General features: G+C 61.5%; 9 protein-coding genes. 4 read left to right on the forward strand and 5 right to left on the reverse strand.

Features of this window, described 5'->3' with window-relative positions:
• Nucleotides 1-82: 82 nt before the first annotated feature.
• The 3 genes from ACSHXH_RS12360 (at nt 83) to ACSHXH_RS12370 (ending at nt 3,705) form a co-directional block, all read left to right on the forward strand.
• Nucleotides 83-1,345: a hypothetical protein gene (locus ACSHXH_RS12360; protein ID WP_435672101.1), complete on the forward strand. Its 1,263-nt coding sequence runs from the start codon at nt 83-85 to the stop codon at nt 1,343-1,345.
• Nucleotides 1,342-2,730 (forward strand): cytochrome P450, encoded by a 1,389-nt coding sequence (locus ACSHXH_RS12365; RefSeq protein ID WP_435672102.1) that lies wholly within the window; start codon nt 1,342-1,344, stop codon nt 2,728-2,730. Before ACSHXH_RS12360 ends, ACSHXH_RS12365 begins: the two co-directional genes overlap by 4 nt.
• 87 nt (nt 2,731-2,817) lie before the next feature.
• Entirely contained in the window at nt 2,818-3,705 is an 888-nt protein-coding gene (locus ACSHXH_RS12370) for a fructose bisphosphate aldolase (protein WP_435672103.1), read from the forward strand.
• A gap of 18 nt (nt 3,706-3,723) precedes the next feature.
• On the opposite strand, the gene ACSHXH_RS12375 is transcribed toward ACSHXH_RS12370, so the two are convergent.
• The 5 genes from ACSHXH_RS12375 to ACSHXH_RS12395 form a co-directional block, all read right to left on the reverse strand.
• The gene (locus tag ACSHXH_RS12375; RefSeq protein WP_435672104.1) at nt 3,724-4,851 is read right to left on the reverse strand and encodes a DUF418 domain-containing protein; all 1,128 of its coding nucleotides are present in this window, start codon (nt 4,849-4,851) and stop codon (nt 3,724-3,726) included.
• 55 nt (nt 4,852-4,906) lie between these two features.
• Nucleotides 4,907-5,485 (reverse strand): DUF924 family protein, encoded by a 579-nt coding sequence (locus tag ACSHXH_RS12380; protein ID WP_435672105.1) that lies wholly within the window; start codon nt 5,483-5,485, stop codon nt 4,907-4,909.
• 127 nt (nt 5,486-5,612) lie between these two features.
• Nucleotides 5,613-6,905, reverse strand: coding sequence for an MFS transporter (locus ACSHXH_RS12385; protein ID WP_435672106.1), 1,293 nt, complete (start codon nt 6,903-6,905; stop codon nt 5,613-5,615).
• A gap of 131 nt (nt 6,906-7,036) precedes the next feature.
• Nucleotides 7,037-8,083, reverse strand: a complete 1,047-nt coding sequence (gene queA, locus ACSHXH_RS12390; protein WP_435672107.1) for a tRNA preQ1(34) S-adenosylmethionine ribosyltransferase-isomerase QueA — start codon at nt 8,081-8,083, stop codon at nt 7,037-7,039.
• Between the two features lie 75 nt (nt 8,084-8,158).
• Nucleotides 8,159-11,449: a hypothetical protein gene (locus tag ACSHXH_RS12395; protein WP_435672108.1), complete on the reverse strand. Its 3,291-nt coding sequence runs from the start codon at nt 11,447-11,449 to the stop codon at nt 8,159-8,161.
• 84 nt (nt 11,450-11,533) lie between these two features.
• Here ACSHXH_RS12395 and ACSHXH_RS12400 point away from each other — a divergent pair, with 84 nt between their 5' ends.
• Nucleotides 11,534-12,001: a peroxiredoxin gene (locus ACSHXH_RS12400; protein WP_435672109.1), complete on the forward strand. Its 468-nt coding sequence runs from the start codon at nt 11,534-11,536 to the stop codon at nt 11,999-12,001.
• Nucleotides 12,002-12,046 lie beyond the last annotated feature (45 nt).

Below are 12,046 nucleotides of genomic sequence, written 5' to 3' on the forward strand. Positions count from 1 at the left end.
CCCGGCCCCGCGCACATGCATCAAAAAATTGGCGCATTTGCGTGACACTGATACAGTTGATCAAAACCCAGAGCAGCCCCTCATGTCCGCCGCGCCCATGCAAGTCCGTCGCCGCAAGGTGTTCTACATCCCCGGATACGACCCCTTCCCGGCCCGCCGGTACCGCGAGCTGTACCGCACGGAAGGCGCAAAACAGGCCGAGATCTCGGGCTACGGCCTGCATGTCGAAGCGGCGGCAGGCGACGGGCCATATGGCTGGCACGCGTCGGGGCTGATCGACGACACCCGCGTAACAGCGGATTTCGAAGTGCTGCTGTGGTCCGATATCGTGCGCGGCAGCATGTCGAACAGCATCCCCGCAACCTATTGGCAATTGATCCGCACCAGTTGGATTTACATCGCCTCGGGCACGCTGCGCCGATTGGCTGTGTTGCCCAAAGGCCCACTTGCGGCGGCGCTTTACCCGATTGGCGTGCTGATCCTGCAATTGTTTGCTGCGCTGCTGATCGCACATCTGGTGGGCTGGGTGTTCGGCACCCTTTTCACGGGTGTGGTTCTGTGGGCATTTGGTGACGGGGCGCTCCTGCGATGGGGTGCATCAGTGCTTTATTGGGCACCGTTTTTCGTGATCGCCGTTCTTGTCCTGCGCTGGTTCAAATCGCAGGACCGTCGTATCTATGCCTATTACCTGATGCATGATTTCGCGTTTTCGGCAGGCCATAACGGTGCCAGCCCACCTGCCCTGCAAACGCGCATGGATGCGTTCCGCGCCCAGATCGCGGCATCGCTGCGGGCCGACTATGACGAAATCCTCGTGGTGGGCCATTCATCGGGCGCGCATCTGGCCGTGTCGATCCTCGCTGACATTCTGCGCGAGACGCCAGACCGACCCGCACGCCCTGCGCTATCGTTTCTGACCCTTGGTCATGTGGTGCCGATGGTCTCGTTCCTGCCGGATGCCTGGCAGTTGCGCGCGGACCTGCAATTCCTGTCTGAACGCGACGATATCGTGTGGGTCGACGTCACCGCCCAAGGCGATGGCTGCGCCTTTGCCCTGTGCGATCCGGTGGGCGTGTCCGGCGTGGCGACACGCGACAAACAATGGCCGCTGGTGTTTTCGGCGCAGTTTTCGCGCACTTTGTCGGACGCGCGCTGGAAAGAACTGCGGCGCAAGTATTTCCGCCTGCATTTCCAGTATTTGTGCGCTTTTGATCGCCCTTTGGATTACGATTATTTCCAGATCACCGCAGGCCCGCTGACCCTTGGCACGCGCTATGCCAACCGTGCCCCATCGCCCAGCCGGATTGACGTGGCCGTGTCGAAATACACCTCGGTCGCACCATGATTGCGCCCAAGCCCATGTCCCGTCCGGACCGCGTGTCGCCCTGGCGGTATCTTCAGCTTTTCCGGCGCGACATCCTCTCGGCGCAGCCTGAACGGCTATACAAGGCGTGGATGGCCGAGTTCCGCACGCCGTTTTTCCGTTCCTACCTCGCCAATGATCCGGCACTTGTGCACACTATTCTGCGCGACCGGCCCCGCGACTTTCCCAAATCAAGCCGCATCGGCGAAGGGTTGCGACCGCTTTTGGGGCAATCTGTATTTCTGACAAACGGTCCCGCATGGGAACGTCAGCGCCGTATCATTGACCCCGCCTTTGAACGCGGGCGGCTGGCCCACGCCCTACCCGCCATGTGGGAGGCCGGACAAGCCATGGTGGCCCGCGTGTTGGACCAGATCGGCGACGGAACTGAAATCGAAGTCGAGGAAATCGCCAGCCACGCTGCCGCCGACGTTATCTTTCGAATTTTGTTTTCCATCCCCATCGAGGACGAGACCGCAGCGCAGGTGTTTCACGAATTCCGCGCCTATCAACGCAGTCAGCCGATCCTCAACCTGGCGGCCTTTGTCCCTTTGCCACGCTGGATGCCGCGGTTTCACAGGGCCGAGACCAAGCGCGCGGCGCTCAAAATCCGAAGTTTGATCACACGGCTGGTCGAAGACCGCGGACGCGCCATTGCGACGGGCACTGCCCCTGACGATCTGGCAACCCGTATCATGACGACCCCGGACCCCGAAACAGGCGGCTGCTTTTCCGCCGAGGAAATGGTTGATCAGGTTGCGATCTTCTTTCTGGCCGGGCACGAAACCAGTGCAAGTGCCTTGGCTTGGGCGCTTTATCTGTGCGCCGCGGCCCCTGAATGGCAAAGCCGCATCGCCACCGAAGCCGACAGCGTCATGCAGGCAACCGAGGTCAAGCGCCTGACCACCAGCCGCGATGTATTCCGCGAAACCCTGCGGCTATATCCGCCGGTGCCAATGATGGTCCGGCAAAGCACGAAGTCCGAAACCTTCCGCAACCGCGCCGTGCCCAAGGCCGCGCAATTGGTGCTTAGCCCATGGCACCTGCACCGCCACACACGGCTCTGGGATGCGCCCGATGCGTTTGATCCTGCCCGCTGGCAGACCGAGGCAGCACGCCAATCGGCGCGCGATGCCTATATGCCGTTCAGCGCAGGCCCCCGCGTCTGTCCCGGTGCCGGCTTTGCCATGGCCGAGGGGCCGTTGCTTTTGTCGCTCTTGCTGCGCGCCGTTACGCTGACGCCAATGCCGGGCAAGGTGCCGCAACCTGTCGCGCATCTGACGGTGCGCGCGCGGGACGGGATCTGGTTAAGCGCCCACCCAAGGGGCCACGCAGACACAGCCACAGCGGGCTCCACGGATGGTTAGCGCTAACCTGTTGGCAGGCCACTTTCTTTTTCACAAAGGCTGATCTACGACAGCCGCAACCACACCGTTTCAGATCGGGGATATCACATGACCAACACCGCAATGGCAGATCGCATCGCAACAGGCGCAGGCTTTATCGCCGCGCTTGACCAAAGCGGCGGGTCCACTCCCAAGGCACTGCGCCTGTATGGCGTCGAAGAAGACGCCTATGACTCCGAAGCCGAAATGTTCGCGCTGATCCACGACATGCGCTGCCGGATCATGACCGCACCGGACTTCACATCAGACAAAGTGCTTGGGGCCATCCTGTTCGAACGCACGATGCGCGACACGGTCAAGGGCATGCCGGTACCCAGCTATCTTTGGGACCAGCGCGGCGTGGTGCCGTTCTTGAAAATTGACAAGGGTCTTGAGGACATCGCCAACGGCGCACAGGTGATGAAACCGATGCCGGGTCTTGAGGCGCTGTTGGCCGATGCCAAGGCATTGGGCGTTTTCGGCACAAAGGAACGGTCCGTCGTCCACGAAGCCGACGCCCACGGGATCAAGGCTGTGGTCGCTCAGCAATTCGACGTTGCCCGCACAGTCTGCGCCGCCGGTCTGGTGCCGATCATTGAACCCGAGGTCGACATCAACAGTGCCACCAAAGCCGAGGCCGAAGATATCTTGCACGAAGAAATCCTGACGCATCTCAATGCGCTGGACAGTGGCACGAACGTGATGCTGAAACTGACAATCCCGACCGAAGACGGGCTTTACACCGATCTTGCAGATCATCCCAACGTGCTGCGCATGGTGGCGCTGTCGGGAGGGTACGGTACTGATGATGCCTGCGCCCGTTTGGCTCGGAACCCCAAGATGATCGCCAGCTTCTCGCGGGCATTGGCCGAAGGGCTGATGCATCGCATGTCGGAAGCCGATTTCAACGCCGCACTTGCTGCGAACATCGACAAGATTTTCGCAGCTTCCAAGTAAGGCGCCACTGGCACAGCCTTATGCGGGCGGTGATTTGACCTGTCCCGCATAAGTGATCCGCCGCAACAGCCATTCGAACGGCCCAAGCCGGAACGCCCCGCGCCAGATGGACAAAGCCGCGATCAGAACAACGGTCACGCCCACGCCGATCAAGACAACGACCGGGCGCGACACCGCGTCCCAAAGGCCAAAGCCATAGCCCGAAAACAGCGTGGACAGGATGATCGACTGGCCAAGATAAATACTCAGGCTCGACCCTCCGGCGGCCAATATGTGCTGCATGACAGGCCCCGGCGGACGGGATATTGCCGCGATTGCCCCCAGATAACCCAATGTTGAAATCGGGGCCGCCATCAAAATCAGCGCCGACGCACCCAATACGCCTTGGGCGTGCAACATCCACGACCCAAGTAAGCTCAGGGCAATGCCGGGGCCAAGGCACCACCACCGTGCGCGGGCCCAAAGCGGGTGATCTGCTTGGTCGATCATGCCCGACTTGACCGCCGCGAGCCCCAGACAGAACCAACCCAACGCGGCAATTCCCTGAAACAAAACGAGAAACGGCGACAAAACGGCAAAAGCGACCGCTCTGAACCAGATGACTGCGACAAAACTGTCACCGGTCATCACGTCACGTTCGAGGGCCACAATGGTCTCCGGCATCTCACTGGGGGATGCCGCAAAGCTTGCAAAAGTCAGCGCTTGAACAGCGACCAGCGCAGTCCCCACTTTGACAAGGCGTGCGGCCTCCCAGTTGCGCAGGCGGAACAGGATCGCGCCCATAACCGCATACACCAACAGGACGTCGCCGGGAAAGAACAGGCACCCATGCACAACCCCGAAAAGAAACAGCCCAATCATCCGATTGCGATACAGCTTGCCAATGGACACATTGGTGCGCGCGGCAGACACCATCAGAAAGCCAAGCCCGACACCAAACATGAAGGAAAACAGGGAATAGCTTTTATACAAAGCCAACCCGTCAACCAGCCACAGCGTGATCAGCTCTGCTGTTGAGTACCAAGTGATCGTGTCCAAACCGCTCAACAGCGAAAAGCCGATGAACTGAACATTCACGACGACAATCCCAAACAAGGAGATCAATCGCAAATAATCCGGCATAAGCGCGCGTGAGGAATCCGTCATTGCGCCCCCCACATTGAACCGACTTCGGACGGCAAGGTCCCGCCAGACAGCGCGCTCAACCCGCCTGCTTCAGGTCCTCAACCGTAGAGCCGTAGCCCCCGCTGCTAAGATAGCGCAACTCGGATTCGGTCGAGCGGCGTCCAAGCGCGTCATTTCGATACGGGAAGCGGCCAAACTTTCGGATGACTTCGCGGTGCGCGCGGGCGTGGAACAGGTTGTTGGCCCCTTCCTGCGGCATCCGGTCCAGCATCAGCCGGACACAGCGATCCTGATCACACAGGTTTTCCGAATGCATCAATGGCAGGTAAAAGAACTGTCGCGCGGGTTCGTCGATCTTCATGTCCCAATTTTTGCCAATGGCCTGTTTGGCTGCCGAAAGTCCAAATCTGTCTGACGCAAAGGCTTTGCCGGTATTGCGGAACATATTGCGCGGCAACTGATCCATCAGAATGATATATGCCAACGCCCCGCTTGGATAGGTAAGCCACATTGCGTGCCGTCCCTCCATCGCGCCTGTCCAAGCATCCTCGAACCTGTCGCGGATGTCCTGATCCAGCGCATCTTCCGCCTTATACCACCCACTCGGCCCGACATCGTCCAGCCAAAAACTCAATACATCGTCAGGCGTGACCATGTCTCTCTCCCGATCTTTCGCGCAGCCGTCCCAAACTTGTCAAACCCTAGACAGGAAAAATGTCACAAAACAGTCACTTTTCATGTCACCTCCGACATATGATCCCGTTTGGGAACAAGGATTTGGCCTAGACAGAGGTATTCTCGGTCTTGGCGTCCTGCGCGGCCTGTTCATCGGCTTCGGCCTCAGCAGTCTCGATGGCCAGTTCCGAGGCGATTTCGACCGTCACCATCGATGCGGTCGGCATCATGCCCTGATAGGACATGGTGTCATCCGACGACGGCGCCGGACGCTGAGTCATTCGGTAGAACGCGTAGACGGTCAGGAGCAGCAAAACGATGGCCAGCAGGATGAAATAGCCGGGAGGCCCAAACACCTGCATCGCGTAGCCGATGATCACCGGGCCCATAACCGCGCCGACGCCATTTACAAATAGCAACCCAGCCGAGGCCGCCGCCATATCCTCGTGCTCCAGAAAGTCATTCGTGTAGGCAATCAACAGGGAATATAGCGGATTGGACAGGCCTCCGATCAGGAATGCCGCACAGATAAGAACGTAGAATGACGCGCCAAAGATCATCCCCGTCAATGACGCCAACCCGGCAACCGCCGCCGTCACCGCGATCAGAACGCGGCGGTCCATCCGGTCCGAAATCCATCCCAGCGGGTATTGGAACAACAGCGCCCCCACATAGAAAGACGCGGTAAAAATCGGGATCTGGTTGATCGACAGGCCCGCTTCGGTTGCATAGACAGCCGCCATGCCGAATTGCGCGGCAAACACACTGCCCAGCAGGAACATGCCCACACAGCCCAGTGGCGACGTCGTATAAAGCTGTTTCAGCGTCATCCGCTTTGTGCTCTCGAATGCCGGGGTCGGCGAGATGGACAAAAGGATTGGCGCAAAGGCAATCGACACCAGAACGGACGGAATCACGAACAACAGATATCCAGACGGGTCCGGCACAACCAGCAAACCCTGCGCAGTGATGATCCCGATCATCTGAACGATCATGTAGGCCGACAGCGTCTGGCCTCGTGTCTCGTTCGTGGTGGCATTGTTCAGCCAGCTTTCCGCCGTGACATAGACGCCGCAAAAGCAAAAGCCGATCACCACGCGCCCGAGAATCCACGCAATCGGATCCTGGATCGTGGGAAACAGCAAGAGCGCCGCCGAGATGAACGACCCCAGCGCCGCAAAGACCCGCACATGCCCGACGCGCCGGATCATGTCCGGCGTCACCCGTGACGCAACCAGGAAACCTGCGAAATACGCCGACATCACCAGCGACATCTCAACCGATGAAAACCCCAGGGTCGATCCGCGCACACCCAACAAAGAGCCTTGCAGACCATTGCCCAGCATCAGCAAAAGCATGCCCAGAAGCAAAGGCCAGGATGTTCGGAACACAGTTAACATATCACATCCCTTGGGTTGCCGGGGGGAGGACCACAGCCTGTGGCCCTCCCCCCGGCTAAAACAGGTCGTCCTAAATCGCAATCACATGGGCGACGTATCGCGCATCCACAACGGCGCAGACCTGACTGCGATCAGGGAATAAGCAAAGAACTGTCGCCGTAAGAAAAGAACCTGTAACGCTCGGTGATCGCGTGGGCGTAAATATCCTTGACCCGCTGCTGCCCCATCAGCGCAGACACCAGCATCATCAGCGTTGATTTTGGCAGGTGGAAATTGGTCATCAACCCATCCGTCACCTGAAACTCGAAGCCCGGATAGATAAAGATATCCGTGTCGCCGTCCCATGGCTGGATGGTGCCGCCGCGCGCCGCGCTTTCGATCAGGCGCAACGCGGTTGTGCCCACCGGGATCACGCGCCCGCCTGCGGCCTTGGTCGCGGCGATCTCTTGTGCCGCAGCCTCGGACACGCGGCCCCATTCGGCGTGCATCCGGTGAGTGGTCACATCCTCTACCTTCACCGGCAGGAACGTGCCCGCACCGACATGCAGGGTGACAAAACTCATGCCAACACCGCGCGCCTTTAGGGCGGCGACCAGTGCTTCGTCGAAATGCAGTGACGCAGTCGGGGCCGCGACCGCCCCAAGGTTGCGCGCCCAGACGGTTTGGTAATCTTCCTTGTCCTGTTCATCGGCCGGCCGCTTGGCCGCGATGTAGGGCGGAAGCGGCATCGCGCCGGCCTCTGCCAATGCCGCGTCGAAATCATCTCCGATCAGGTTAAAGCGCAGCCGCGCCTGCCCGTCGCTGCGTCCCTCCAAAGTCGCCGTCAGATCAGCCGAGAACACCACGCTTTCGCCATCTTTCAGCTTTTTCAATGGCTTGACCAGCGCAGTCCAAGTCCCGTCCGCTTGCGGCTCAAGCAGCGTCACCTCGATCCGCGCTTCAGATGGTGCCGCCTCACCGCTGCGCCGCCGCACCCCGAAAAGCCGTGCCGGAATCACCTTTGTGTCATTCAGCACCAGCCGGTCGGTAGGGCGCAGGATATCGGGCAACTGGTTGACGATCCGGTCCGCAATGGTCCCCGCCTCGGCCAAGAGCATCCGCGCGGATGATCGCGGCGATGCAGGGCGCGTGGCGATCAACTCTTCGGGCAGGTCAAAATCGAAATCACTGAGCTTCATGGGAGGGGTCCGGGTCTGTTGCGTCGTCACAGCCCATACCTAAGTCTGACGTACAACAAAAGCGGGGACCGGGGGTCACTCTCCCGGCACCGGCGCAGGCCGTCGAAAAATCTCGCGGAACATTCCCGGTGTCAGTGCCGATAACGGGTTCACGCTGACATTCGGCTGGCTGGCCGGACCGGTCAGGTTGAAGTTGAACCCGATCAGCCCCTCGCCCTTACGGGTGAAGATGCTGCCGATGCCGTTCAGGAAAAAGATCGGCGACAACACCCCCTGCAAATCCAGCGTGCCAGTGCCCAACGCATAGGTGCCATCCATGGAAATTCCCATTGACGGGCCGGTGGCGCTCGACCGTGTCAGGTAGAGCCGATCCGGTGTCAGGCGAAACCGTGCCTCAACCTCGGTGAACAGGATGCCCGGCCCTTCAAGTTGGTCCAGAAGACCCACAATGCTGATCGCGTCCAGCATCGAGGCGATCGCAGGCGCATCGCGCAGACGCGCGTTCGCCACGTCCAACGCTCCATCATAGCTGCCCGGTTGCCCCGAGACCGGGGCCAGCGCCAAGGTCATGTCGCCACCCGCAACCGTCTTGAGGATACCTGCCTCGCGGATCACCTGGCCTGCATCACTGGACCGGATACGCAACGCCGTGGACCCACCTTGCGCCAGCGCCTCGCCAGTGATGGGCGCCGCTCCGTTGACATTGGCTGTGAAATTCCCAGTCAACCCGCCCCCAGATTGCAGGTCTGCCCGAAAATCGGTCAGGCGAATGGTGTTCGAGATTTGCAATTGGTCCAACGCCAGCGTCAGCGGTACGCGCCCACCTGCACCAGCCCCGCCCGGCCCGCGCCCAAACGGCGCGGTGCGCAGGTCGACGGTGCCGCCGCTGATCCGTACCGCCGGGGCAACGCCAGCCCCCCGCCCGGTCAACGTGACGGGGGCATCCAGCCACCCGCCCGCGCGAACCCGCTCCAGATCAACCGATGCCAGCGACCCGTCGCTGTTCAGCCGAACCGCCCCGCGCGCCTCAAGCCCCGGACCTTCCAGAACCAGCGCCTCGATCCGGGCAGGCCGGTCCAGAACACCGGCCACCCGCAAACTGCCCGCCGCGCCGCGCGGCAGGCTCCAACCGATGGGAGGCAGTGACACGCCAATCCCGCTCAACCGCGATGTCAGCTCAAACGCGGGCGGTGCGCCTCGGCGCAGATCCACCCGCAGGCTGGCCGGACCCGACCCGCTGATCGTGCCGTCTGGCAAGGCCACGCCAAAGGCGCGGGCGGCGTCCTGGGACAGGGTTACTGTGCCCTCGACAACACTGCCCGTGGCGGGTTGGCCCGGTTCGGGGAACGGCAACGTCCAAAAGCCGTCAAACGGCACACCGGACAAGGACGCCTGCCCGGAGACACGCAATCGGTCATTGGTCACAGACACGTCCAGCAACCGGGCGGCAAGGCGACGGTTGGGCACGATCTGGTCGCTTTCGACCCCGGTCGCACGACCGTTTATGTCCAGCACCATATCCGCCAGCTTGACCCCCCGCCGAAGTGGCAACACCAGCGACCCGTCAACGCGCACGCGACCCGAAAGCAGATCAACAGGCCGGTTCGCCTTTTGCAGGATCTCAAGCCCCGGCGAATCCAGATAGGACAACAGCGCTTCGATCGGGCCACCGCCCGCCAGCGTGACCTGCCCCTCAGCCGGTCTTTGCCGCGTGTCGGGAATCACAAAGGTGCTACCGGCGACGTCAATCACGCCCCCTTGCGGCGGGGTGATCTCGCCTTGTGTGACCCGCACCGCAAAACGGTTCGCATTGAGCGTCAGCGTGCCTTTGCCCCGTTCAACCACCGGCAGGGTCCGAGTGTAGCGCACCTGCGCATTGTCGAAAGCCGCATTCAGAAACACCACCGGCCGCGCTTGTGGTTGCGAGCGCAAGGCAAACTGCCCCGCCGTGATGACCCCGCCTTCGATATTGTTGACCACCCAATCGCGGGTCCGCGGTGCCAGCGCCCCGGGCCAGACCCGCAACAGCGTCTCGGGTGTCAGCGCACCGATGGTGCCATCCAGCGCATAATTCCAGGCATCTTCCGTCGTTGCCAGCTTGCCCGTCATGCGCAACGGTACTTGCGGATCGTCGATCCAGACGCGCCCCAGATCAAGCTCGAACGGATCAAGCCGCAGCCGGAAATCCAGCTCGGCACGGTCAATCGCCAAAGGGGCGTCGAACAAATCGTCGGGCGCGGCTTTAAGCAGGCTGAACCGCACCTGCCCCAGCATCTGAGACGGGATGCCGTTGCGCAGCCCCTCAAGGGTCGCGCGCCCGTCCGCCACAGCCCGCACCAGATCGCTGTCCACCGACAATTCCGAAAAGGTGATCTGGGCGCGGTCAGGATCAAACGTGAAATAGCTGCGCGCGGAATTGAACGGCACCGGCGGTGTGTCCGGCGTGGGCTGCACCACACCTTGGGCGATCTGCAAGCTGGCGTTCAAAACGCCCAGCGATCCGTCTTCGCGCAGCGTGGCGCGCAACGCCCCCGAAATCGGCGCGCGCAGCGCCCCCAGCCATGCCAGCGCCGGGCCTTGGGTCGCAATGTCTTGCGACGGCATATCAGCGAGCGAGACACCAAACGCGACATCGGTGTCCCCAATGGTCGAGGACGCATCCAGTTGCAGCCGCGTTGCCGTGGCCCCGCCGCCCAACAGCGCGAAATCCCCCGACAGGCGCAGCAAATCGGCGTCACGCTCAAGCAGCAGCCGCCCGCCATCCACTGTCCAGCCGCGCCGCGCGCGGGCGTCCTCAAACCGCAAGGTCAGCGCGTTTGCCTCAACGCTTTGCAGCCGCGACAACCGGTCATCCATCAGCAGCCGGTCCACTTGGGCCACCAGCGTCGGCACATCGGGGGCCGCGCCCCCCAGGGCAAACGTATCCCCCAGCGCCAGCCCCAGCTGTCCGGCGCGGTTGCGTGTCAGGGTCACAAACGCGCCGCTGACGCTCAGGTCGCGCAACACCAGATTGCGGCGGATCAGATCATAGGCGGTCAGGCCGATCTGCACATCCGACAACACCGCCACCGGACCGCCCGTTGCGGTTTGCACATCCACGTCCAGCAGGATGATCCGGGTGCGCCCATCACGCTCCAGCCGCACTTGCACATCGCCAAACCGCACAATGAACCCCGGCAAAGCAGCCGCCAGCCGTGTCTCGACAGTGTCGCGCACCCAATTCGGGGCTGACAGGCTCCGCCCAACCGTGGCCCACCCCGCTGCCAGAACCACCAGCATCAGCGCCAGCCCAACCCCCAACGCCCACCGCCCCCGCCGCCTGCGGCGCGGGGTTCCAGAGGTTTCTTGCGGCTGCTCGGAGTCCATCACTGGAAGCGGCGTCCTTTTGCGTTATTCTTCACGTCGCAGGGTTATCACCCTACCGCCTGATATCAATCAAAGGATAGCGCCATGAGCGATACACTGGAAATGGCTCCCGACTTCACCCTTCCCGTTCAGGGCGGCGATCACGGCGACGTGTCCCTGTCTGGCCTGCGCGGCACACCGTTTGTCCTGTTCTTTTACCCACGCGACGACACGCCCGGCTGCACCAAGGAAAGTGAAGCCTTCACCGAACTGACCGACGCCTTTGCCCAAATCGGCGTCAAGGTGTTCGGCATTTCCAAAGACAGCCTCGAGAGCCACGAAAAGTTCATCGCCAAGAAAAAGCTGACCGTGCCGCTGATATCCGACGAACATGGCACGGCGTCCGAGGATTTCGGCGTTTGGCAGGAAAAGTCCATGTATGGCAAAACGTTCATGGGAATCGAACGATCCACTTTTCTGATCGACGCCGAGGGCCGGATCGCGCGTGCCTGGCGCAAGGTCAAGGTTCCGGGCCATGCCGAAGAGGTGCTTGAGGCAGCAAAGGCGCTTTGAGACAAGTTTCGGATCGGGCTTTGCCCGATCCGACCCGCGCGCATT

Source organism: Marivita sp., from assembly GCF_051251565.1.
In the GTDB taxonomy this organism is placed as follows: Bacteria; Pseudomonadota; Alphaproteobacteria; order Rhodobacterales; family Rhodobacteraceae; genus Marivita.